This window comes from Vibrio tritonius, from assembly GCF_001547935.1.
Lineage (GTDB): Bacteria > Pseudomonadota > Gammaproteobacteria > Enterobacterales > Vibrionaceae > Vibrio > Vibrio tritonius.
On the sequence record NZ_AP014636.1, the window covers coordinates 910,736 to 935,506 of the forward strand.

A 24,771-nucleotide genomic window follows, 5' to 3' on the forward strand; every position below is an offset into this window, starting at 1 on the left:
GTATGCAAAGAGATGAAATCGCAGTAATGAAAAAGCCCGCTGTTATAGCGGGCTTTTATTAGATTGTAGAATCAGAACTGATATTTAGCTGAAACAGCAAAGTTGCGTTTTGCTTCTGTATCCGATGAGTATAGCTGGTTACGACCACGCACATTATTCCAAGAGTAGTACTCTTTATCCGTCAAGTTAAACACCCCAGCAGAAAGAGTTAAGTCTTTGATTGGCTTATAATATGCAGTAATATTAACCACAGTTGCGCTTCGCATTTCTGTTTGGCTGCTTGAGCTAATATCGCCCGAGTGTTTGGCTGCGGTGTAGTTCACTTTCACACTGCTACCCCATGTTTGGTTAGGGGAGTCGTAGTTAAGCGATACGATGGCATTCCATGGGTTTACGCTGTCTAACGGTTCACCATCACCATCTTCACCTTCCGTATAAGCTGCAACGGTTTTTGTGTTTAAACCTTCAGGAGCCCCGACCAATTCATCCCAACGCAAGGTGTTAGCCAGTTCAATCCCTTTGATTTTTGCTTTGTCGATGTTGGTGTAGTAGTACTGAGTTAAACCGTTATCACCAGCTTGGTTGGTTTGGTCTATAAAGTCGTCGTAATCGCTGTAGAATACTGAAATTTCCGATGCACTAAAGCGGTTACTGTTACGGTATCCAAGCTCATACGAAATACTTTTTTCAGCTTTTAGGTCAGCATTAGGAATGCTTTCGTAACCGTATTCAGGATGGCTGTAAATATAATACAGTTCATCAAATGACGGTGCACGGAAGCCTTGACTCACTTGTGCAAATAGCGAGTTTTGTTGGTTTAAGTGGTAAACAGATCCGAGGCGTGCGGTCAGTGCTGAGTCACTATAACTATCATAACTTTCACCATCAACATCACTAGGATCGGTATTAAACCAATCGTAACGTAGCCCCGGTGTCACCAATAGGTCGCCATTGAGGAAACTTATCTGGTCTTGTACGAACACCCCAAACTTCTGTTCTTTTACATCAGGGGTATACACGGTTTCAGCCGATGTTGTGGTGCCGCTGCTGGTCGTGGTATCTGTCACAAAGGAATTGGTGATATCGGCATAGCTATAGTTGGCACCATAGGTAAATTGATGTTCGTTACCCAATAGCGTCACTTTTTTGTTTAGCTGAGTTTCACCTTCCCATTTTTTCGATTCGTATACATAATCTTTCTTCTCATAACTTGAAGAGGAACTATAAGTACGGTGGGTGAGGTTACTTTCTTTTTTATCTTGCCAGTTCACTTGCGAAACGATGGAATCGGCCATGCCTAAATGGCTGTACCAAATGTGTTTAAGGCCAAGGCGCACTTTGTCCGTCGTGTCGTCACCGGTATAGCCGGTGTAGTTTGCATTGTAGATGTCAGAATCCGTTTGATTATGAATATCTTCACCAATGAATTCAATGCGATGATCATCATTTAACTGATATTGCAGTTTGAGCATGATGTCATTTTTGGCTGTGTCTTGTGAATCGGCCGAGTAGCTTGCTTCATCATCAGAGTGACGGAAGTTTTGCACTTCTTTGCCATCACGACGAGTCACCGAAACTAACGAGTCAAGATCGCCAGAACGATGTGCAACAATGACGTTCTCCGCAAAAGATTTATCTTTAGAAGAGTAGGAGAGCTTTACTTGGCCGCCAGTGTTGTTGCCTTCTTTAATAAAATCAACAGGGTCTTTGGTTTCAAAAGCAACCACGCCACCAACCGCATCACTACCATAAAGACTGGATGCCGCGCCTTTCACAATTTGCACATTTTTAATCATGTCTGGGTCGATGTAGATAGCACTTGAGTTGATAAACCCAGTTGTTCCGCCATCATACGATTGACCTTGAGTCATACCATCGACCAAGATTTTAACGCGATTGCCTTCAATACCTCGGATATTGATGTTTTGAATTCCTTGACGATCAGCGCTATTAACGGAAACGCCAGGAACATCATCAAAAATGTCTTTCAGGTCTTTGTTGAGATTACGTTCGATTTCGTCAGCACTAACGATTGTGACTGAAGCAGCGGTATTACCAAGCGTTTGGTTACTCCGTGTTGCCGTAACGACAACTTTTTCAAATTGGTTCTGCTCTTGAGTGTCTTCCGCATAGGCGTTATGCGACAGAGCAAGTAAAATTGCCGTAGAAATGATAGATTTATTAAACATCTACTTTACCTTCTTATCATTATTTTATGTCTTTACGAGAACGGCACAGAGTGTAGTGAATCTAAATAATAATTACTATCATTTGCATTTACATATTAAATTTGAGGTTTATCGATATTCTTTTAAATTCATATTGTTTAGTCTATATTTATCATCAAGTTAGTGATTGATTTAAACGGCACAACTGGTTAGTCTGTAAATATTTGTAAGTTAATAAATGTGACATAAATCACGGAGTGCGAACTTGTTCAACTCGTAGAAAAATGTGTAAGTCCATCTTTTCTAACGAAGAATATTGTCAATTGTGCAGAGAGCCGTTGACAGATACGCAAGTCACCAGTGTATTCTGTGGTGAGAACACAATAAGGGAAGCATACAGTGCAAAGTCCAATAACGTTAGAAGCATTACATATTCTCGATGCCATCGATCGGCGAGGGAGTTTTGCTGCAGCTGCAAATGAACTCAATCGTGCACCAAGCTCATTGAGTTATCAAATTCAAAAATTAGAACAAGATTTGGACATTATGATCTTTGACCGTTCAGGTCATAAGGCAAACTTCACCGATGCTGGCAAACTGATTTTAGAGCGAGGCCGTGCTATCTTGTCGGCAACAGAGAAGTTGGTTCATGATGCGACTGTCTTAGCAAACGGTTGGGAACTTGATATCACATTGGCTGTTGATGGTCTGATTCCAATTAGCAGCTTTTTCCCATTGGTCGATGCATTAGGCAACGTGAGTAAAACACGAGTTCGCTTGCAGGAAGAAATTTTGGCCGGTTGTTGGGAATCATTAGCCAATGATAGAGCCGATTTGTTGGTATGCCCACGTATCGATACATTACCGCAAGATGTTAAAGCTGAAAAACTGGGTACGTTGACCACAGTATGGGTTGCCGCAACCGATCATTATGTACATAAACGAGCTGGCGAATTCGACGAACAGGCTCGTCAGAAATATCGGGTTATCGCCATTGCCGATACTGCACGAGACCAACCAGCAATGAGTGTGAATATTCTAGAGAAGCAACCCCGTTTAACCGTAACCAATTTAAATGTTAAATGTCAGGCACTTGTTGATGGTTTAGGTATCGGGACGCTTCCAAGCGTCGTGGCACAGCCCTTAATTGATGCTGGCAAACTTAAAATTATCGATGGCTCAGAGCCTCGTGAGTTAGACATTATTATGGCGTGGCGACGCAATAAAATTGGGGAAGCCAAGTCTTGGTGTATTCAATACTTGAAAAAACATTGGCAGCTACGTTAAGCGTATATACCCAAGTAACCTCAAGATGCGGTTTCAGCGAGCATGTATCTTGAGGTCATTTGGGTATAACTCTATAGTTCGTGTCGCTCTATAAGTGGCAGATGCATTTCTGCCACTCCATCGTCAAAATAGATTTCCACTTTAAAGCCAAAACCACGCGCAAGAGCGAGCATGCCTTGGTTAGTCGGCATGGTGATTCCCGACATGCGTAACGTTTGTTTTTCGCGGCAATAATCAATGATTTTTCCCATCAGCTTTTTGCCCAAGCCAATGCCTTTTAAATCCGAACGTACCAAAATAGCAAACTCCGCGTCCGTGTTTTCTGGATTAATCAAAGCCCTAGAAACACCAATAATATGTGAACCTTGCAAAGCAACAAACGCCATCTCTCGGTCATAATCAATTTGAGTCATGTTGGCAAGTGCCTCATGGTTGAATTCGCCCACTTCGGAGAAAAACCGCTTATACAGGTCCTCCTTGGTGACCCGTTGGATAAATGCGGCATGCTGAGGTTCATCCTCGGGAAGAATAGGGCGTACGAGAATATCAACCCCTCGTTTATCCTGCCAACGTTCTATTAGCTCACTTGGGTAAGGGCGAATAGCAAGTCGATTTTGCGCATCTCCATGGAAAGCTCGCAGAGTGAGGTCGACATCCAAAAGTGTCATGTCTTGTTGATGAACCAATAGTGGATGGATATCCAGTTCTTCAATTTGAGGACATTCAATGATCATTTGTGACAAACGAACGAGAAATTCAGATAACGCTTGGGTATCGATGCTATTCGCTTGTTTTTGTGGGCGTAATTTTCCCGATTGAAACGCTCTATTAATCACATAGCGGGCTAACGTCATATTTAATGGTGGAATTGCAGCCACAGCATCTAAACTTTCATCCCATTCAGACCCACCTTGCCCGAGTAAAATGACCGGCCCAAATGTATCATCGAGCTTCACTTTTACGCGTAGTTCCTCGGCACCGGTGATTTTTGCCATGGCTTGAACTTGTAAACCTTGGATGTTCGCCGCAGGGTAGTGAAGCTCAGTGCGATCCAAAATGGCTTGAGCGGCATTGGCGACTTCGTTGTGATTACGTAAGTTAAGCATAACGCCTTGCACATCAGATTTGTGCATGATGTCAGGAGAGTGTAACTTTACCGCCACGGGATAACCAATTTTTTCGGCGATCACAACCGACTCGGCGGCATCAGCAGCGATGTAAGTTGGTAACAAGCGAAATTGAAAATAGTGAAAAAACGTCGTTAGCTCATGAGTATCAAAATGAACGGCATCATCGCTGTTGGCTAACGACTCTGCTATCCATTGCTTTGCGGCGGTCATACTCACCAAATCAACAGCCTCAGAAGTACTTGGTGTTTCCATTAATTGCTTTTGATTACGTCGGTATTCCACCAAATGCATGAATGCACCGACAGCACTTTCTGGGGTTCGGTAAGTTGGGATGCCTGCCTGACTTAGTTTGATCCGAGCTTGGTTGACTGTCATTTCACCAGACCAGTTGGTCAAGATATTAAACCGCTTTGCTCTAGGATCTTGCTTAATTAAATCCATCAATGCTTGCGCGGTTTCATCGGCACTGGCTACCGCAGAAGGACTCATCATCACCAAAATGGCATCAATATTCTTACTATCAAACAGTGTTTTTAATGTGACAATGTAACGTTGAGAGTCGGCATCGCCAACAATATCAATGGGATTTGAACGCGACCAACTTGCTGGTAGCGCTTTGTCTAATTCATCCATCAGTTCAGGTTCGATATTGGCCAACTTACCACCGCGTTCAAACAAGGTGTCTACTGCCATCACAGCAGGGCCACCGCCATTGGTAACAATCGCAAGTCTTTCCCCCCTTAATGGGATGGAATGCGTTAATGTCTCAACGGCAGCAAACAATTCATGCATATTGTTTACTCGTAGCATACCAGTACGCCGAATTGCCGAATCATAAATAATATCAAGCGATTGAGCACCGCCGGTATGTTGTATTGCGGCATTGTTTCCTTGTTGGGTTCGACCACTTTTTACCACCAGAATTCGACGATTGCGAGAGGCAGCGCGCGCCGCAGACATAAAGCGTCTTGCATCATGAATGCTATCGACATATAGCAAAATAGCATCGGTATGGCGATCGGTACTGAGGTAATCCAAAAGGTCGGCAAAACCAATGTCACTGGCGTTACCTAATGAAATAAAAGCAGAAAATCCAATTTTTTTCTCATTGGCCCAATCAAGAATAGTGGTGCAAACCGCGGCAGATTGAGAAAGGAATGCGATGTTACCACGTAACGCGGTAGCAGGTGAAAACGACGCATTGAAATTGAGCCAAGGCAAAATAATACCCAGACTATTGGGGCCGAGAATACGCATCTGGGATTGTTTAGCGATATCAAGGCAGATATCCAAAATGGTATGGACTGAATCGGCCATTTCGTACATATCCGCCGACACTATGATGGCATATTGGACGCCTTGGTTGGCTAATTGCCTTATAAGCTCGATATTGCGAGAAGCGTGAGTGCAAAGAATAGCGATATCCGGTTTTAAAGGCAGCGATTCAATATTGGGATAAGCCAACACTCCACATACCGATGGGTGCTTAGGGGTGACAGGCATAATTGTGCCATTAAATCCGCCCAATAGCAGATTCTTCATCACCACATTCCCAGCTCGTAATGGTTGACTCGATGCGCCAATAACGGCGACCGATTTGGGGTTGAGCAACTGGGAAAGTAGATTCATGCAACCAGGCCTCGCTAAGACAAACTTTTAGTGTAAGTTTTATGAGTATAATGAATTCTTTGGCCCTTCGAGGGTCTTATTAATGCCAGAGCGATCACAACTGCGACCTATTTGGCATAGTTTGTGTCAAAATTTCAAGGATATAGTTATATATTAGAAACATGAACTTGATTCTCAGCGCCGCTATCGGCATGATTTAATGACTATCTACAAAGAGCGTTAAAGATTCCATGAAAAAGATTGCTATTGTAGGCTTGTCAGCATTATTAGCTGCATGTGCCTCAGAAAATTACGTTACGGATGTCACTTCTGAAAGCCACCAAGAAGATTATAAGGTCGCTCAAGTTTCGCAACCTATTGTGACTCAAGATGGTTCTATGCAGGGCATTTCAGAACAGAACGTCTCTCCACGCATGCCGACAACATCTCAACAACCAGCGGCAACTAAAACGGTAAAAATTGTGCCACCTACCGCTAAACAAAATGCTGCTCATACGCGTTTTGGTTATACCATTCAGGTGGTTGCGGTGGGTTCGCAAACCAAAGTGGATCACTTCTCTAACGTGTTACCTAAAAATGGCCAACCTATTTGGGAAAACTACAAAGTCGTGAATGGCACAAAATGGTACACCGTATTGTTTGGTGATTTTGCAAGCCGCACTGAAGCCTCTAAAGCGATTGCAACGTTACCAGCAGAGCTGAAAAAATTAAAACCTTTCGTTAAGAGCATTGACGCGATTAAAAACTCTGAATTCCCGACAATGAACAAACTTAACTGATGCAGTAGTTCGAAAAGAGGCGATTTTCGCCTCTTTTCGTTTGTTAAATAACCGGTCAAGCCATTATTTGGTAAGAAAGATTGGATAGCACTGTAAGTTGTCGGCGAATTGACTATCATAGTCAACAAACCTGATTAAGGTCAGTCACGGAATACATTAATGACAAAGACAACTATTTTACTTTTGTGTGGTGGCGGGTCGTCTGAACACGAAGTTTCTCTTATTTCAGCGAATTTTATTCAAAAGCAACTCGCTTTGACTCCTGAGTTCAACGTCATTCCCGTTGAAATGAAAACAGAGGGGTGGTTTTTAGAATCCGGTTCATTGGTTTATCTTGATACCAATACAGCAACACTCAATAGCGATGGCGAAACCTACCATATTGATTTTGTAGTACCTTGCATTCATGGTTATCCAGGGGAAACCGGTGATATTCAATCCATGCTCAACCTTGCAGGCATTCCATATTTAGGCTGCGGTCCTGAGGCAAGCTCAAACAGTTTTAATAAAATCACATCCAAGCTTTGGTACGATGCATTAGGTATCCCAAATACGCCGTACGTTTTCCTCTCTGAAAACAATGCAGAAGCGATTGAGAAGACCAAAGCTGCACTACAGCAGTGGGGTAGTTTGTTCGTTAAAGCCGCACGACAAGGCTCATCGGTTGGGTGCTATAAAGTGACGGCTGAAGAGCAAGTGGCTGAAACAGTAGCGAATGCGTTCACTTTCTCTGAACAAGTATTGGTAGAAAAAGCGGTTAAACCACGCGAACTAGAAGTTGCAGCGTATCAGTTTAATGGGAAGCTCTATATTACTAAACCGGGTGAAGTAATTGCGCCGGAAGATGCTTTCTATACTTATGAAGAAAAATACAGTGCAACGAGTCATTCTCATACTGTTGTTGAAGCTGAAAACCTAACTGATCAGCAATTAGCCGTTATCCGCGAAGCAGCAGAAAAAGCATTTGTACATATGAATCTTCGTCATTTATCACGTATTGACTTCTTCTTAACGCCAGAAGGCGATGTTTATCTAAACGAAATCAATACCTTCCCTGGAATGACCCCGATTTCCATGTTCCCAAAAATGTTGGAACATAATGGACATAGCTTTAGCGAATTCCTCGCGGATTGTATTAAAAGCTCACTTATTCCCAAGGCTTAATCGTTAAAAAGCGAATTTTTTCGCGCTCTGCTGTGTTCTTATCTCCTAAGTATTGATAAGGCATAGCAGGGCTAAGCCATCGTCCAAAACTCTGAATTTCTTTCGGTTTTAATCCCTGTTTAGCCAGCTCCTTTACGGCACCTATCCGAGTCGATTGGCCGGAAAACTTCAGTTGTGCTAGCCCTATACGTCCTCCTGCCGCGCGAAGTATCCGATAAATGGATGAGTCATCTAACGGTTTATCACTGATTGCGCCATGCCGGTTGATGGCACGAAACACAGTTCCATCAATGGCGTTCAATAGACTTAACCAACGAGTTAACGCTTTGCTTCCCATATCTGACAAGGCGTAGTTTGTTTCGTTTAAGGTGATGATGGCGGCTTTGTTATGCCAGTGAACGTGATCTAACGATAATTTCTTTAGCTCGCCTCGTTTTAATGCACATTCGAACATCACATGATAGATAGCGAGATCGCGAATCTCTTTAGGCTGCTTACTTTTCCCCAACGCCTTATCCATTTGCTCCAGGTGTGCTGCGGTAAACGTATCGGCTTGTTTGTTGTCGCCATGTTTATCTAAACGAAGTTGCATCAACACCTTACGCACATGATTATGATTGGTCGGGTCGGTAAGAGCACATAGCTGATGAATAACACTCACTGTGATCGAGTAACGACGAATGGTGGCGAATTTACGTTGTCGAGCTTCATGTTCAAGAAACAATCTTACAGCAGTGGTTGATGCCGGTAATGGGTTCACTTTACGAGTAAGACAAAATTGTATGAACAGATTCCAGTCCTTTACCATTGCAAGGCAAGAACTGTGCGCGTATTGATTTTGGGTCGCTTGTTTAAACTGATGAACTGTAATCTCTTTTTGAAAAATTGAGACGAATTCGGGGTGATTTGGCGAATTTATCAGCGTCGAAGTCATTTTTTTCATATCAATGCACTATAACTATCGCAATTTACATACAAATATACTTGCCAAGACAAGATATACAATTATTATTTAATGTAATGGTATAAAAAGAGAAAGAACGCTTATGGCTGTCTCAGTTTACAGAGGATTTCATCTACAGTCTGCGCCTAATTCGACTGAAGTGTGGCAGGTGAAAATCAAAAATCACGTGTTAACCGGAAATCTCGCAGCGATTAAAAAAAGTATCGATTGGTGGTGTGAGACCGCTTCGCTTATTGATCCACGTGAGTTTGAATCTCTGAATGCAAAACGTGAGGAATCGACGGGAGCATTACATGAAAATTTTAACGGTTATACATTAAAGAACGATACAGGGGCACCGAATGCTTGGTATTGTTTTTTTAATGGTCGCCTAATCAAAGGCTCCAAACTCGCAATTCAAAAACACATTGAAGCTTATTTAGTCGCAAAGCAACGAGCTGAAGCGAAACAAGCACAGCAAAAAAAGTAGTTAGATAGCATGACCCTAGTATATTCAACAGAAACTGGCCGTATTAAGCCTGAAGTAGAAAAAATAGAGAGACCTAAAAGCGACGGTATTGTTCGTATCCACCGTGAAACCAAAGGCCGTAAGGGCAAAGGCGTGAGTATCGTTAAAGGTTTGGATTTGGATGATGCGCCATTAAAGCTTCTCGCTTCTGAGCTTAAAAAAGTTTGTGGCTGTGGTGGTTCAATTAAAGATGGTAGCATCGAAATTCAAGGCGATGTTCGTGATAAAATCAAAGCGCATTTAGAGAAAAAAGGCCACAAAGTGAAACTGGCTGGGGCTTAAATACGCATCTTTTCAAAAGGAAGCTCTCTTGAGCTTCCTTTTCCATTTTTACTGATTGAGACGTTATGGCTAGACCTAAGTTGCCACGTAATATTTGTGGCTCACCACCTAATTCGTGTTTTAAACCTAATGGTATTCCTATGTCTGAACTTGATCAGGTTGAATTAGCACTTGATGAATTTGAAGCATTGCGATTAGTTGATCTTGAAGGATTACAACAACAGGAAGCAGCCGCCGTTATGGGTGTTTCAAGACAAACTCTGGCAAACTTGGTGAAATCAGCCCGTAAGAAGATGGTAGATTGTCTTGTTAATAGCAAAGCTTTAAAAATGTGACATTGTCACTTATTGCTCGTTCCAAGTAATGGTTAGAATGGGATAGGAGAGTAGGTAATGACCTGCTCTTTTTTTGCCTTGTGGTTATTATTTGCATATGCCATAAATATCAATTATAAATAGCGTATGCTAATAACAAGGAGCGACCAATGAAAATTGCAATACCAATGAAAGACGAAGAACGAATTTCTAATCATTTCGCCAAAGCAACACATTATCTAGTGTTGGACAGCAAAACCCAGCAACAAATCAGTATAAAAACCAATACAGACCAAAGCTGTGCAAGCAAAGAGCAAACCCTTGCTTGGCTACAAACCGAGAATGTGGAAAGCATCTACGTAAAAGATATCGGCAGGCATTACTGGGAAAAACTTACCAACGCTCATTTCAATACATTTCGCATTGCCAGAACGATACGGACGATTACAGAATTTTGGTCAGGCTATAAGAATAGCGTGGCTCTTACCGATACTAAACAACTCAAAGCAGACCAAAAAGAGAAACAATCCAAGGCGTGCTGTCATCAGCAAACCACGTCACATCCAATAAGTGATACTAAGCGTCCAATGTTTGCACGTTTGAGGAAGATCTCAGCAATCTACCAACAGAAGAGTACCGTAGCATCCTGTAATACCGAAAAGCATTGCTGTGGGCGTCATCATGGATAATGGATTTAATGCATCACACAAATCGTGTATTGCATGTGGTGATACACAAGCCAATCCAATATCACTTGGCTTGAAATTTCAAAGCTCTGAGACCAATACAGTTCAGTGTCTTTACAAAGTCCAGACAGAACATCAAGGATATCAGGGGATTTTACATGGTGGCGTGGCGGCCATGTTAGTCGATGCCGCAATGGTAAACTGGTTACAAATTCACGGAATAACTCGAGCGATGACAGCTGAGCTCAACTTGAGATATCACCAAACCGTAGCTGTCGGTGAACAAGTTGATGTTGAAGCGAAATTGGTTGAACAGCGCCACAAGATATACCGACTTAAAGCCAAATTATCCGTAAACCAACAGATAAGAGTGTCCGCAGAAGCAAAGTTCATTCAGGCTCCGAACACCAAATCGGCGTAAACAATTAATATCACAGACGGTGTCGGACATAAGAACCTAATAATCGTATTTTTAATCGAAGATGATAAATATGATTATTAGGTATTTTATGGTAAATACGATTATGTTTAATAGTGACAACATCGTGAGGGAGAGCATCGATAAACGACAACTTATCAAGAATTTAAACTAATTTAACATAACACATATAATACGCACTGAGATAGTGGTTCTATATGGGCAACGGTTCCGATGATTAATGCACCGCAAGCCATTGAAAATCCTTGAATTCCGTGCCCGCTAAACTTTTTTGCAATGTTCTTCCAAGCCTGTTGAGCCTCGAAACTCTTTGCTTTGTCAGCGGCTAAGTAAATCAATACAGTTTCTTTATCAGCGCCAATTTCATTAGCAAGGAAAAGCGCTTCATTTTCAGTTAGATAGCGAGTTCCTTGTCTAATATTCGATAACTTTTGGGTGCTAATGCCCAAGTCATGCGCAATTTGTTTGTCTTGGACATATCTTTTAGCGTCTTTATACGCATCTAGCAGCTCATTAATATACATTTTCGACAGTCCTTAAAAGATAACTTGGCTTGATCATAGCTCATTAGCATGCATTTTTGGGTATTTACAGTATGCAAAAATGGGTTTTTACTGTACCCAAATTTGCATACTGTCGCTCTGGGCGTTTGCCCTTGAAGCTCTCGCTTGGGGCGGCTCCCTTTATCGGTCAACTGTTCAAGGTGGTTGTTATGTCTATCAGCGTTCTTGGTGATACAAAGATTCTGGCTTTCGAAAGTCTTCCTGATTTCAAGTTCAAACTTTTCTCTGACGGCTTTGCTGCAGTCGCTTTAGAAACTGCCAATGCTAGAACGGAACTCCCATTTAACCCGCTTACCATTGCTCACCGTTGTGACGCTTCCAGCTCAACTTATACCGTTGCTGGCGTGCTTAATGTGGCTCGCTTTGTTGTGACATTCCAAAGTTATGCTGAGTATCGCGAGTTTTGCGAGTTCTATGATATTTGCCTGCAATACGCTGACGTAGCCGCAACCAGTGAGGCTTGCTGATTATGTACGCTTACGCATGGAACGAACCAAAACAGCCAATCAAACGCCCGTTTTCCTTTGTTGACCATACTCAAGGCGACCGTTCACACATGTCGTATCACGGGCGCAATCCATCACTTAAGATTGACGTTCGTAACTTACATGACGCACCGCTTAGTCTGCCGTTATGTGGTTTTGTGGCGCGTGACTTTCGTCGTCACTTTGATTTTGGTTTTTCCATGAAACGCGCTTTCACCGACTGTTTGAAAGCGAAAAATGCTGTGGTTGCGGCTCGTGAAATCGAAGCCGCTAACGCTCGACTCACTGAGCACGGTTACAGCTATGCGATGCCTGACGCGGACATTTGTCGCATGGCATCCGAAAAATCCCATGATTTTCTGTGTGATTTGGCTCGCCTGCACGATACCGATGTTGAGGTGCGCTTTGCTCGTATCGAGAAGCTATTAAGCAATCTCGGTATTTCCTTTCCTGAGACTGTCGTCAAAGCAAAACGCAAAGCTGGCGAACTGCATTCACTGGTTGCGCGTGGCTGTGATGAGGTTTGGCTTCGTCGTCAATTACGCCGCAAATGTGCCTTTCAAGTGGAACAAGTCGCCCGTGATTTAGCGCTAGTTCAACGCTCTAAACAGCCATATTGCTCTGATTTCTCGGTCAAACGTCAACGCCAAGCCAAGAAACGCAATCGTGATTTATTAGAAAACATGGTGGTGTTCAACAAAGAAAATCCCGACCAATTCTTTGATTTGTCTGATTTGCATGATCATTCCATTGCAAACCCTGAGCTACGCCGCGGTGAAATGTTCGTCCGTCTGCGTGGCTTTGAAGAAATCGCCAGAGAGCAAGGTCACTGTGCCCTATTTCTTACAGTGACCGCCCCTAGCCGCTTTCATGCCATTTCTAAAGGCAAGGTCAATAAACAATGGATTGATGCAGGTAGGCCAACCGCCAAGAACACACACAACTATCTAATGGGCGTATGGAAAGCCTTTCGCAAAGACATTGATAAAGCGGGTGTTAAGGTTTACGGGATGCGCATTGTTGAACCGCATCAAGACGGAACACCTCACAATCATTTCCTTTTGTTCTGCGAAACGTCACACCGTAACGTAGTCGTTAACGCCCTAGCGCATCATGCGCTAAAAGACTCGCCCGACGAAAAAGGAGCGAAAAAACATCGCTTTACCTGCGAAACCATCGATTTTGAACGCGGCTCGGCTGTGGGCTACGTTGCGAAATACCTTTCAAAGAGTATCGACGGTCAACACCTCGACAAGGACAAAGGCACGGATTTAAACGGCATTGAAACCGCCGAACGTGTTGTGACCTTTGCCCGTGTTAATGGCATCCGTCAATTTCAATTCATCGGCGGCGCTCCGGTTTCGGTGTGGCGTCAAATGCGCAGATTGCGCGAAGAGTTCAAAGAGGATGACGCTTTGTTCACCGACCTCGACCAAACCGAGCATTTCTTGCTTGAGTCCATACGCCGCGCTGCTGACGACGGTGATTGGAAAGCCTTTACCTATGCCATGGGCGGCGTGTTCGTTCGTCGTGGTGATGAGTCGGTAAAACTGGCTTATGACGCCCCTAGCGCCCTCATGAAACTGCATGAAAGCGGCGAGCTATCAACCACTAAATACGGTGACATGGCAAACGCTCGCATCATGGGGTTGATGTTCAAACAGGTGTTTTTAGCCACGCGCTTTGCTGAGTTTGAAATCGAGAACAAAGAGAAATACTTGCGCGGTCGTAAACGTGTCATGACGGGGGTTGTAGACATTTTCGACGCGCTAGAACGTGAAAAAGAATACGAGCGCATGAACGAGGAAGCCTATCAAAAATACCTCGCTCGTGTGGAATTTAACGACCAATTGAACGCCATGGTGTTGATGGGTTGCTCTGACGAGGAGCTAGCCTCCTATGTTAGCCGCGCAGCGGCTGATATAGGGGGTTAGCTCCTCGCCTTGGACTTGGACTTGTGTCAATAACTGTCGTTTATTTTAGAAAAGGTAAATCACTATGAAAATGGAAGGCTTAATTTTGGATGATGCGGACATTATCCAAGAAACCAAAACCAAATACGGCACCGGTGAACAAATCACCGTGGGCAAATTAAACCTTATCACCACTAATCCGACTCAATCGGTTGTTGTCAATATCAGCGCTGATATGTGGGCAAACGGCGCGGCTGGCGAGCATCTAAAGCAGCTCGTCGGCAAACGTACGATGTTCGACATTCAATACAAAGAAACCAAATTCGGTAATGACGAGGGGCGTCACGTTGAAATCAACGGCTTCCACCTCTTTGCATTGCCACCTGTACAAGGCAAGTAAGGTTAATCAGCCATGACGGACGCTCAATTCTCGGAACTCATTTCAAAGCTAGATAGCCTCTGGATGTTGATATTTGTCGGCTTTCTGGTGCTGCTGTTGGGTATTGGCTGGTTTGTAGGAGGACAGCGCTAATGGCTGAGGTCACTTTTCTTGTTTCGTCATTCGTGGGGGCTTTTGCGGTGGGCTTATCCATTGGCATGAAGCTGCTCGCGTTTAAAAAAGGTGTTGAGGCAATCGCCTCAAGTTAAACGTTGTTAATAGGAGAACATACCATGTTCAAATCAAAAAAATCTCAAACTTTGGCTGCTATCGCTCTTATGGCTGTGGCTGGCTCCACTTTTGCGGCGATTCCTGAAGCGGCTACCAATGCGATGGAATCAGTAACGGAAACCGCAACTACGGTTGTTTCATGGGCTTGGGGCGTTGGCTCTACCTTAATCGCTGGTTTCGTTGGTCTGAAACTAGTGAAAAAAGGTGCCAACCGCGCCAGCTAATCCGCGCCCTTTTATCACCAATCTCAATCAACAAGGGGGGCTTGCTCCCCTTTTTTAATCTGGTGACATTATGAAACGACTTCTCTTTTTTCTTCTATTTTCTGTTTCGTCTAGCTCTTTTGCTGCTTACAAAGTGATTAATTTACGAAGCGACCCCGATTATGCGGTGCAATTTGCTTCAATGTGCGGAATTTCTAATGGGGCTGTCATTAGTGGTATTCCCTCCTGCTCTGGTCAATGGATATCGTCGCGGGGTATTGTTTATAACTTAGACCGTCTTGATGGTGTTTCGTCTCTTTATGTTCGCGGTACTTATCAAAATGGCTCGCGCAAAGGAACTTTTGCTACGCTGATTGCTAACCTTGTTTATGTAAAAGATCCCGTTGATGATGGTGGTTCTAGTGGGGGCGACTCTGGGGATTCTGGCGGTTCCAGTTCCGGCGGCTCTGGCTCCGGTGATGATTCAGGGAGCGATAGTGGCTCTGATACTGGCGGTGACTCAGGGAGCGGTAGTGGCTCTGGTACTGGCGGCGACTCAGGGAGCGGTAGTGGCTCTGGTACTGGCGGCGACTCAGGGAGCGGTTCTGGTAGTGGTGGTGAATTTCCGACTAATGGCGAGTGTCGTGTGGGTTATCACTTGGAGGGGCTACTTTGTTACCCTAACCCAGAGAACCCCAACGACCCTTACCCCGATGATGGGGGTAGCTCTGGTGGTAGCGATGATTCTAGCGACACTGGCGGCGGTTCTTCCAGTGGTGGCACTGATACGCCTGACCCTGACGATTCAGGCGACACAACCGACCCCACAACACCAACCAACCCAAACAATCCACCGGATAACTCAGGCGTGATTAATGCGGTTAATTCGCTGCGAAACAGTAATCAGTCGAATTTTAACGCCCTTAATCAACGGTTAAGTGCGCTTAATGAGTCGTCAAACAAGGTGAATCAATCAATTGTCGCTCAGATGAACCAAGACAAAGACATAGCGCAAGCACAGCTTAAAGCGACACAAAAGCAAATTGATGCCAGCGATGCGAAAACCGATGAACAAACCGGAGCCTTAACCGAAGCCATAGGTGAAACGGGCGATGAAATAGGCGATGGATTGGCATCGATTCAGGACAAACTTTGTGACCCACGAACCGACCCACGCGCCTGTGAGGGGGAAAACGGTTTAACCGCTGACGGTGTGCTTGGTATGTATGAGCAGATGATAGAGGGCGGCGATAAAGCCGTTTCTGCTGGCGATGCTGCATATACAGAAGCCCTTGAGGATGTCGTAAGCTCAGACAAAACCGCTGAATCACAAGGTAACATTCAAGGCGTGGCTAATCTGCTATCGCTTCCAACGGGCTCACGGTGTTCGCTTGAAACACTCAAGACCCCTGTTGGCTCGTTTCAACTGGGTTGTGAGTTCGCAACGTTCCTAAAAACGCTGCTTGAGTTCGTTTTTTACATCGGCACGATTTATTACATCTTGGACATTCTTTTTGATGGGGTAACGCCGATGCCAGGGAACACGTCATCATCAAGAGGGGGTCGCTAATGCCTGCTTTTCTATTGCCTATTTTGTCCTCAGTCGGTGCAGCGTTGCGCCTGCCTGCCCTAGCGGCGTTCTTTGCGGGGTTGGTGTCTAACATCCTCGCGTGGTTTGCCAAGTTCTTTGCACGTAACACGGCAATGAATCTCACGGTAATTACTATGTTGATTACCCTTACAACGGCAACAACGGGAGCCATTTATGCGGTGGCGGCGGGATTGTCTCAAGTGTTGCCGTCCTACGTTAGTGATGCGCTTGGGCTTTTGATTCCGAGTAATGCGATTCCCTGCATTAGTGCGGTGCTCTCTGCGCGCTTGCTCCGCTGGGTTTGGTCGTGGCAGTTCTTCATGATAAACAAGATGGGGAGCTAGCATGGCATCGGTTTACTTTGTCACGGGCAAATTGGGTGCGGGTAAAACGCTAACGGCGGTCGGTCGCATCCGTGAAGCGCTGCAACGTGCGGTGCCTGTCGCGACAAACCTTGATATTAACCTTAAGGAAATGCTTGGGGCAGACAAGCGTAATACCCGCCTCTATCGCCTGCCAGATAAGCCCGTAGTTGAGGACTTGCAAGCGCTTGGCTATGGGAACAAAAGCTACGACACAAGCAAGGACGGCTTAATTGTCCTCGATGAGTGCGGGACGTGGTTTAACTCGCGCTCATGGAACGATAAGAGCCGCCAACCGCTGATTGATTACTTGCTGCATATCCGCAAATACGGATGGGATGTGATCTTTATTGTGCAGGACATTTCGATTGTGGATAAGCAAGTGCGCCTTGCACTGGCTGAACACACCGTGTTTTGTCGCCGCCTCGATAGAATGCAAATCCCGATTATATCGACGATTGTGATGCTTCTAACGCTCGGACAAATCAAGTTAAAGCTGCCTAAGCTGCACGTTGGCATTGTCAAATATGGTGACAATACCAACTCGCTCACGGTCGATAAGTGGCTTTTGTGGGGAACCGACCTTTATTCCTCGTACGATACCAAGCAAATGTTTCTGAACAACTACCCGCACGGGGTTTACTCGGTGCTCCCTCCTTACTATACGCACGGTCGTTATGCTGTGCCTAAGACGGTCAAAAACATCATGCGAATCACCAAAATCTATCTGAGAAAATACTCGCGTATCTTGGTACTCATGGCGGGTATCGTGTCCGGTGCGGGAATCGGTTACCTTGTCACGCCACAAATCACTACAACCCAAATTGACGACACCGACACCACGCAACAGGCAACGCCTGACGTGTCATTGAGTGACGTTTTACAGGGGTACAAAATTCAATCCTACAGCGCCCTGCCAAACCAACCGGTTCAATTTGAGCTAGACAATGACGGCAAGCGTTTAAGTTCTTACGAACTGCGCTCGATGGGCTTAACCATTGAAGCCAAAGGACGCTGCGAAATCATCATCAAATCAGGGGGTCAACGTGAAGTCGTTAATTGCTAAAACCTTACTCGCGGCTTTGCTTGTGCCTTGCTGCATTACACCCGCCCTCGCTATTGAAGCGAAAAGCCCATTTGAGCAACAGCAAGTATTTGAAGCCAACGACACGCCTATTGGTGATTTTGTCGCGTGGTATGCCAAGCAAACCGGACTCAAGGTTCTCTTGGCGCAAGGTGTAACCGGAACGGTGAGTTTTACCGCTCCGCACTTACTTCCGGCAGAGTATCCCGCGTTCTTTGAGTCGGTGCTCCGCTCTCACGGTTATCTTATCGAAAAGGATGGTGATTCTTATGTGGTACGTGTTAATGCCGACGCCTATAACACAATTAAGCCTAGTGACGTGCGTTTGTATCATCTTAACTATGTACGCAACACGAAAGTAGTGGATTTGATTTCATCAGCGCTGAAAGCCACTAACACCCAAATGGTGAAAGATAAGAAGCTCGACAACTACATGGTGCAGGTACTGCCCTCGACCAATGCGATCATTGTTAGCGGAACACCGGAACAACTGGAAAAAATCGAGTTGATATTAAGCGGTATCGATAAACCACAGCGCCAAGTTTATATTGAGGCAGCAATTACTGAAACCGAAATGCGCGGCTCTGACGAACTAGGCATTAATTTAACGGGCGCATTGGGTGACGCTGGTTTTTCTACTGCAACAACCAGTTCAAACCGTGTTACGGATAATTTATTCATCTTTCAAGGGGGTAATTTCAGCTCATTAATTAAAGCGGTCACCACAAATAAAAATACCAAGCTCTTATCAACGCCGAATATATTAATTATGGATAGAGAGCGCGGTTATATTACCGTGGGGCAAAATGTGCCGTTCTTGGTGTCCAAGGAAATTACGGACGGCGGGAACACTGTGCAGAGTATCGAACGTAAGGATGTAGGTGTCTCCTTGAGCGTCACGCCGCACGTTTTGGGGGATATGGTAGTGCTTCAAATCACGCAAGAACCTAGCTCGGTCAGTGATTCCACGCTTGCGGCAGACATTATCACCAATACTCGAACCCTATCGACGGTGGTTGTAGTCAAGGACGGTGAAACCATCGTTCTAGGCGGCTTAATCTCACACGAAACCAAGACCACAGAAAGCGGCGTCCCACTGCTCAAAGATATTCCCGTGCTAGGAAATGTGTTCAAGTCCACGTCAAAAGAGGATGCACAAAAGGATTTAAAAGTAATAATAAAAACGACACTTCTGTGAAATAAAATAAAGAGTTACAGTGTCACAAGGGTGATAACTAATATATTTATCACCCGCTTTAGAAATAAATATAAATATTTAGTGATATTTATATTTATGCACCAAAATAGACCATTATCGAGGTGGGAATAATAAGGGAATATCAACGTTAAAGAAGTCGCGAATAATATCAGAAACCCAAGAAACAAAGCCACCCCTAGCGCAAATATTCAGTATTTCCCCCAAATGCCCGCCCCTTCATCTTGCTAGACCAATGCAGCCGTTCAACACCTGCCCTAGCCTACGTTTAACGCCCTCTGAACGCACCACAGCGACAAATTTAAAGAAAGATAGAGAATCATCAAAGGGATAAGCCCCCACATTGACAACGCTCGCCGCAAGTTTGAATAGGGAGTTTTGTACATATTCCGGTCTTTTTGGGAATATGTACAAAGCGAGTCTTTCGAACTGAGGAAGCGGAATTTACACCCAAGCCGAGGCGGAGAAAGGTCCCTCAGTGGCTGGGGTTGCGGTCCATCTATATAGATTGATGCTATACAAAATCAAGTGCATAATATTAATATCGAAAATAACTCTAGATTAAGGTTTTATGCAAGACTTGTTAAACTCAGTAAAAGCTAATTTATATGATCGCGTTTCTAGCCCTCTATCTGGAACATTTATAGTTGCATTTATATTACACAACTATAAGTTGTTTATGGCTATTTTCAGCGATCTAACTTACTATGAAAAAATTAAAGTTATAGATAAAACTATCGTTTTATTTGATTCTTTTTTTTGGGGTTATGTAATCCATTTTTTTATAATTCCAGGCGCGATAACATTAATTTACTTATTTACATACCCAATCCCATCAAAATTCTTCTTTAATAGATACGTTAACGAAAAATCTGAATTGGTTAAATATAAGAATCAGGTTGAAAATGGGGTTCAATTAACATACCCTCAATCTGTTAAGATAAGAAATGATATAGCTAATATGAATGAACTTATGGAAAAAAGTATTTCTCAAAAAGAAAGAATAATAGCTTCTCGAGAAGAATCCATAAATAATAAAGATGTCCTGCTTTCTGAAAAAGATGATCAGATTCAGAAGCTTCAAAATAAATTGTCTGATTGTCAGTCAAAATTGTCATCAGAAAATGAGAGATCTGCTAAATTTCAAGCCGATATTATTGATAAAAACGGCCTGATTTATGATAGAAACATTATAATTGATGAGTTAAAGCAAGATTATGAACAAATTAGACATATTGGAGCAAATTTAGATTTTTACCTAAATACATACAGCGCTCAACTAATGACACTTTTAAAAGGCATCAAGTCAGATAGTGAACATATAAAAAAGGAATTTTCATATAGTTTCATTGAGGATTATGTGTGTAGCCTTAATGAAAAAAGCTTACCTCACGAATTAAGAAAAATAAGTAGGAAAAATATTTCTTTCCTACTGTATAATTTAATTAGTAAACGTAATGTTCAAGACTTTATAGATAATAGTAAAATGAATCTCACAAAGAATAAAGTCGTTTTTGATAACTAGCTAATACCCTGTCTAGTTATCATCGTCTTTTGTTTAGTATTTTACTTAAAGCCCTAGCGTATTTTAAAAGTTTTTTAAGTGTTTTAATATCGTTAGGGCTTTGTATTTCTAATAATGCAATACCCGTGACAATTTGTTGAGGTGAGACTAGTTGCCCAGTAGGTAGCTTCATTTTCCCTCCTCTCAATTCAAATAGCTCCCAACATTCATCATGGTGCAACTCTCGCTTGGCTGTTATCCTCATAAGCCGCTTACACTCCGGTGGAATGACCTTTCCACTATCCCACTCTTTGACCGTTCTCACAGTTTTGAAACAAAGTTTCGCAGTTTCTTCTATACTTAACTGACACTCTAATTCACGAAAAATGTAATTTTTAGTCATTTCGTGATACTTCATGCATATCTACCTCTAAAGAGGCAGATTGTAATTTACAGTAAAGTAACTTGCATTTAACCGTAACCTGACATAATACGCACTAGCGCATCTTTTTTTAACATACCCAAATTTGTCATCTCTGCACCCAAATCCAGCTTTGAACTGTCTGATTAAGTGACATTGTCACTCATGGTAAATTCACGGCCAGACTAAACATTCGCCTTCATTCGGTCACGTTTGTAGCTCTTAATGATCACATCGAGTTTCTGCAGGTCTTTCTTTTCTCGGAGATTGTTTTTAGCAAAATGAATAGCGTCATTGTACGAAGCGACTGAACGACGATTGAATTGTTTGTTGATGCAACTGATGGCCCGCAGTTTTACGTAAAACAAAATGAGGTTTGGCAGATACTTACCATAATCAAGCAGCTCTTTAAGCTTTACCGCTGCCATATCATAATCGTTGTTTTTAATATTGGTGTTGATATCTTCTTTAAGTGTCGAGTAATCCTTACCATTAAAGCCAGTGTTACGTCTGCGCGTGCTGTAACGCTGTAGAATTAGCTTGCGAACTTTTTGTGAGTTACTCGCATCACCTGGATAGATTTCGATATCGGATAAATCGAGTTCTGTTAAGAAAAGATCCTGCTGTTCTTTTTCACACATCACATCGAACATGTATGCAATATTGACGCAAGTACTCACCGAACCCAGAATGACGTCTTTTGAGTGCTCTACAAGATCATTCAGTATTTGAGCAGCGTTATTTGTGCGACATTCGATGATGTCTTTTGCAACATCGAGCAACTTGATGCAAACATCAATACTTTCATTGTTACTGTAATAATTTTTTCCGCGCTTTAAGACATCCGCAGCCTGCATTAATTGTGTTAACTGTTCTCCAACGGGAGAAACATCTGATGTCTCTTTAAGTGCGTTCGCGTAATCCACATAATAGTCAGCACTGTCATAAATGGTGCCCTCAACTTGGCTCACCAAATTATCATAACGCTTGACTAAGACTTCTACATTGTCGTGTTTGGAACAAGTTTCCACTAAACCTACAGTGGCATCAACGCAATCAGGATTGATTGCAATCGCTTTGTGAAACTGCTTTTCCGCCTCTTTAACCGCCCCTTTCATTAATAACGCTTGGCCCATAACCACGCAAAAGTTGGTCGACATTGGATACTTACGGCGCCCTATTTTCGCTTGTTCAATCGCTTTATCGTAAAACTTTACATGAAACAAAGAACGACAGAGATAATTGCGTGCCCACTCAGACTCACTGTAACTGAGGTAGTGTTCTGCGGCATTAATTACCTTCTCATAGGCTTGATCTTCAAAAGATGCCTTAATCTTAAGTTTGTTCAACCAAGTTGTGGAAATGCCATATTCATTATGACGTTCGATTTCATGAATGGCTTCAAGGATATTTTTGCTATCACGCGCTTCTAGCGCTTTGCGCAGATCACTGGTAACAATAACGTTGCGCGCATTGTTTCGTAACCGGTTTTTAAGAGTATCAATACGGTAAGGTTTGAGTAGAATATCATCCGGTTCATTCTCTAACATCTTAACGATGTTTTCTTTACTGTGATCGGAGCTAGTTAAGATCAAACAACTACGGGGACTGATATTCTGTAAAAACGATTCGATTCGTTTGTAGGTAATGAATTTAGATATATCGAAATCAACAATAATTAAGTCATATATATTATTATTTTTAATGCTTTTTTCAATTTGAGTGATGGCAGTATCGAGTTTTTTTTCGATTTTAACATCAGTAATACTGATCTTATGCAAGATACTCCGAATGTTGGTAAGAGAAAAATCAGAGCGATCGATAATCAACGTTTTTAAATGGCTTATCTTAAGCTCTTTATATACCATACGTCATATCTTTTAAAAAAGAATACACCTCATTTAATTGTGCATCGGATAGTATATTAAATTGAATCTTTGTCAACTTTTATCAAAAATAAGACATTATTGCAGCGTTACTCATAAATCAGCCATTGTTAATATATTTCATTATCTAATCGTTGAATAATATTCGTACTAGTTATCGCCCAAAAATTACAGATGTAACATTATTTATGCGTTTTTATAACACTGTAATGAATTGTAAAGTTGATGATTAATGAAAGATAGATTCACAGCGTGAATGTCATGAAGGGGGTTTTGCGATACATATTCAGATTGTCGCTATGCTAATCTGCAAATTTGTTATCAGTAATTCAGATAAGCAATAAAGATAATGAAGTGGAAATAAGAACAATCGCAAATGAAGTGAGTGAGTTTCCTAAGTCAGTAATATTTTGCATAGTAATGTTGATAAATAAAAATAGCAGCTAATAAATAGCTGCTATTCGAATTAAATCTAGATTCTATTAATGAGATACAGCAAGGTATAAAACAATAAATGGGGCAATTAACCCTAATGCTGCTGCAAAAGAAAAATAGTATAAGTAAGCTGACTTGTCATTCATGGGGTTATCCTCATTGTTCGTGTGGGAACAATCTTATACCTTTATATTAGCTTTGTATAGTTTAAACAGCTCAAATATTGAAAAATCGACGACTAGTTACAGTACCCAATTCGAAAGGTGGAGCGGATATACAGCCCTCTTTGCTAGGCATGATAAAGAGGAGTCCATGAATGGGGTTATGCGAGCCTTGTCTAAGCAATTCACAGCGAAAAAGTGATGTAGGACGCTAGACATAAGGGATTAATTACATATTATATTCATGTAATGTAAATTCAATTTTTAACTTTTCGTTTGTTTTTCAGGTTCACATGAATATCAGATCGTATGTTTGCCCCCTACTTTTGATGTTAGCTCTACCAAGTTTTGCCAGTAATGATCAATCGTTATCGACACAAACTTATGAGCAGCAAACTATTAAAGACATTTTTGGGTATCAGGATGAGTTTAATCAAACGCCTGAACAACAATGGGCCAAAAAAATAGTCGATATAATAAACCGCGAGCTTGGTTCAACCTCTGCCTACCACGGACAACGTTGTAAGGTACAAATACAATTCACAGAAACGGCCTCAATACGTAAAATTCGCACCAGCAATCAAAACCCGCTATGCGATACGCTCTTCCTCACTATACGTCAACACTACCAGTTTCCATTACCACGTAATGCAAAGCTACTGCACCCAGTTTATCAATCGTTGACATTGACCTTCGTTCCTTAACGCCCGTTAAACAATAAACTCAAGTGATATCCCCAAATGCCCTCAAGATGCAGACTTTACAGCTTCATCAACGAGCCCAGGCCAAGTTATTACAATTATCCACGTTTTGTGGTTAATCTAAACCGTTAGTCGCTGTCTACATACGCTAGTTTTATTGTTTCCTAAATGGAAACTATTGGAACGCCTAGATGATCCTTACACTCTCAGCATTAAGACAACGCAT

Annotated in this window: 24 protein-coding genes; 18 read left to right on the forward strand and 6 right to left on the reverse strand. The window is 42.7% G+C overall.

Features of this window, described 5'->3' with window-relative positions; all coding sequences use genetic code 11:
• Positions 1-71 precede the first annotated feature (71 nt).
• Positions 72-2,189 (reverse strand): TonB-dependent hemoglobin/transferrin/lactoferrin family receptor, encoded by a 2,118-nt coding sequence (locus tag JCM16456_RS19320; RefSeq protein ID WP_068717578.1) that lies wholly within the window; start codon positions 2,187-2,189, stop codon positions 72-74.
• Positions 2,190-2,567: 378 nt separating this feature from the next.
• On the opposite strand from JCM16456_RS19320, the gene JCM16456_RS19325 reads away from it, so the two are divergent.
• Positions 2,568-3,455 carry a LysR family transcriptional regulator gene (locus JCM16456_RS19325; RefSeq protein ID WP_068717580.1) on the forward strand — a complete coding sequence of 296 codons (888 nt, stop codon included), beginning with the start codon at positions 2,568-2,570 and terminating at the stop codon, positions 3,453-3,455.
• Positions 3,456-3,526: 71 nt separating this feature from the next.
• On the opposite strand, the gene JCM16456_RS19330 is transcribed toward JCM16456_RS19325, so the two are convergent.
• Positions 3,527-6,214: a bifunctional acetate--CoA ligase family protein/GNAT family N-acetyltransferase gene (locus JCM16456_RS19330; protein ID WP_068717582.1), complete on the reverse strand. Its 2,688-nt coding sequence runs from the start codon at positions 6,212-6,214 to the stop codon at positions 3,527-3,529.
• Positions 6,215-6,444: 230 nt separating this feature from the next.
• Here JCM16456_RS19330 and JCM16456_RS19335 point away from each other — a divergent pair, with 230 nt between their 5' ends.
• Positions 6,445-6,993 carry an SPOR domain-containing protein gene (locus JCM16456_RS19335; protein WP_068717584.1) on the forward strand — a complete coding sequence of 183 codons (549 nt, stop codon included), beginning with the start codon at positions 6,445-6,447 and terminating at the stop codon, positions 6,991-6,993.
• A gap of 159 nt (positions 6,994-7,152) precedes the next feature.
• Positions 7,153-8,157, forward strand: a complete 1,005-nt coding sequence (locus tag JCM16456_RS19340; RefSeq protein ID WP_068717586.1) for a D-alanine--D-alanine ligase — start codon at positions 7,153-7,155, stop codon at positions 8,155-8,157.
• Here JCM16456_RS19340 and JCM16456_RS19345 read toward each other — a convergent pair.
• Positions 8,141-9,100, reverse strand: a complete 960-nt coding sequence (locus tag JCM16456_RS19345; protein WP_068717588.1) for a tyrosine-type recombinase/integrase — start codon at positions 9,098-9,100, stop codon at positions 8,141-8,143. The two genes, JCM16456_RS19340 and JCM16456_RS19345, sit on opposite strands and share 17 nt — an antisense overlap.
• 103 nt (positions 9,101-9,203) lie before the next feature.
• Between JCM16456_RS19345 and JCM16456_RS19350 the strand changes: the two genes are divergently transcribed.
• From JCM16456_RS19350 to JCM16456_RS19370, 5 genes are all read left to right on the forward strand, one after another.
• Complete coding sequence (locus JCM16456_RS19350; protein WP_068717590.1) at positions 9,204-9,590, forward strand: DUF3319 domain-containing protein; 387 nt, start codon at positions 9,204-9,206, stop codon at positions 9,588-9,590.
• 9 nt (positions 9,591-9,599) lie between these two features.
• A complete protein-coding gene (gene yciH / locus JCM16456_RS19355) occupies positions 9,600-9,911 on the forward strand; it encodes a stress response translation initiation inhibitor YciH (protein WP_068717592.1) in 312 nt (103 codons plus the stop codon).
• Positions 9,912-9,976: 65 nt separating this feature from the next.
• Positions 9,977-10,246: a DUF134 domain-containing protein gene (locus JCM16456_RS19360; RefSeq protein WP_068717594.1), complete on the forward strand. Its 270-nt coding sequence runs from the start codon at positions 9,977-9,979 to the stop codon at positions 10,244-10,246.
• A gap of 149 nt (positions 10,247-10,395) precedes the next feature.
• Positions 10,396-10,914 carry a NifB/NifX family molybdenum-iron cluster-binding protein gene (locus JCM16456_RS19365; protein WP_068717596.1) on the forward strand — a complete coding sequence of 173 codons (519 nt, stop codon included), beginning with the start codon at positions 10,396-10,398 and terminating at the stop codon, positions 10,912-10,914.
• A complete protein-coding gene (locus tag JCM16456_RS19370) occupies positions 10,907-11,332 on the forward strand; it encodes a PaaI family thioesterase (RefSeq protein ID WP_068717598.1) in 426 nt (141 codons plus the stop codon). Before JCM16456_RS19365 ends, JCM16456_RS19370 begins: the two co-directional genes overlap by 8 nt.
• A 173-nt stretch (positions 11,333-11,505) precedes the next feature.
• Here JCM16456_RS19370 and JCM16456_RS19375 read toward each other — a convergent pair whose 3' ends face one another.
• On the reverse strand, positions 11,506-11,874 hold the full coding sequence (locus tag JCM16456_RS19375) for a DUF3693 domain-containing protein (protein ID WP_068717600.1): 369 nt from the start codon (positions 11,872-11,874) through the stop codon (positions 11,506-11,508).
• A 188-nt stretch (positions 11,875-12,062) separates the two neighbouring features.
• Between JCM16456_RS19375 and JCM16456_RS19380 the strand changes: the two genes are divergently transcribed.
• The 9 genes from JCM16456_RS19380 (at position 12,063) to JCM16456_RS19420 (ending at position 20,962) form a co-directional block, all read left to right on the forward strand.
• Positions 12,063-12,380: a hypothetical protein gene (locus tag JCM16456_RS19380; RefSeq protein WP_156430604.1), complete on the forward strand. Its 318-nt coding sequence runs from the start codon at positions 12,063-12,065 to the stop codon at positions 12,378-12,380.
• A 2-nt stretch (positions 12,381-12,382) separates the two neighbouring features.
• Entirely contained in the window at positions 12,383-14,332 is a 1,950-nt protein-coding gene (locus JCM16456_RS19385) for a replication endonuclease (RefSeq protein ID WP_231894453.1), read from the forward strand.
• A 64-nt stretch (positions 14,333-14,396) separates the two neighbouring features.
• Positions 14,397-14,711 carry a chemotaxis protein gene (locus JCM16456_RS19390; RefSeq protein ID WP_068717604.1) on the forward strand — a complete coding sequence of 105 codons (315 nt, stop codon included), beginning with the start codon at positions 14,397-14,399 and terminating at the stop codon, positions 14,709-14,711.
• Positions 14,712-14,983: 272 nt separating this feature from the next.
• Positions 14,984-15,205: a major coat protein gene (locus tag JCM16456_RS19395; protein WP_068717606.1), complete on the forward strand. Its 222-nt coding sequence runs from the start codon at positions 14,984-14,986 to the stop codon at positions 15,203-15,205.
• Between the two features lie 70 nt (positions 15,206-15,275).
• On the forward strand, positions 15,276-16,754 hold the full coding sequence (locus JCM16456_RS19400) for a hypothetical protein (protein WP_068717608.1): 1,479 nt from the start codon (positions 15,276-15,278) through the stop codon (positions 16,752-16,754).
• Entirely contained in the window at positions 16,754-17,119 is a 366-nt protein-coding gene (locus tag JCM16456_RS19405; RefSeq protein ID WP_068717610.1) for a DUF5455 family protein, read from the forward strand. Before JCM16456_RS19400 ends, JCM16456_RS19405 begins: the two co-directional genes overlap by 1 nt.
• Before the next feature lies 1 nt (position 17,120).
• Positions 17,121-18,203, forward strand: coding sequence for a zonular occludens toxin domain-containing protein (locus JCM16456_RS19410; protein ID WP_068717612.1), 1,083 nt, complete (start codon positions 17,121-17,123; stop codon positions 18,201-18,203).
• A complete protein-coding gene (locus JCM16456_RS19415; RefSeq protein WP_068717614.1) occupies positions 18,184-19,419 on the forward strand; it encodes a secretin N-terminal domain-containing protein in 1,236 nt (411 codons plus the stop codon). Before JCM16456_RS19410 ends, JCM16456_RS19415 begins: the two co-directional genes overlap by 20 nt.
• Before the next feature lie 589 nt (positions 19,420-20,008).
• Positions 20,009-20,962, forward strand: coding sequence for a hypothetical protein (locus JCM16456_RS19420; RefSeq protein ID WP_068717616.1), 954 nt, complete (start codon positions 20,009-20,011; stop codon positions 20,960-20,962).
• A 19-nt stretch (positions 20,963-20,981) separates the two neighbouring features.
• On the opposite strand, the gene JCM16456_RS19425 is transcribed toward JCM16456_RS19420, so the two are convergent.
• Positions 20,982-21,359: a phage protein gene (locus JCM16456_RS19425; RefSeq protein WP_068717618.1), complete on the reverse strand. Its 378-nt coding sequence runs from the start codon at positions 21,357-21,359 to the stop codon at positions 20,982-20,984.
• 188 nt (positions 21,360-21,547) lie between these two features.
• Positions 21,548-23,230 (reverse strand): response regulator, encoded by a 1,683-nt coding sequence (locus JCM16456_RS19430; protein WP_068717620.1) that lies wholly within the window; start codon positions 23,228-23,230, stop codon positions 21,548-21,550.
• 907 nt (positions 23,231-24,137) lie between these two features.
• On the opposite strand from JCM16456_RS19430, the gene JCM16456_RS19440 reads away from it, so the two are divergent.
• Entirely contained in the window at positions 24,138-24,548 is a 411-nt protein-coding gene (locus tag JCM16456_RS19440; protein WP_082712385.1) for a cell envelope integrity protein TolA, read from the forward strand.
• The last annotated feature ends 223 nt before the right edge of the window (positions 24,549-24,771 follow it).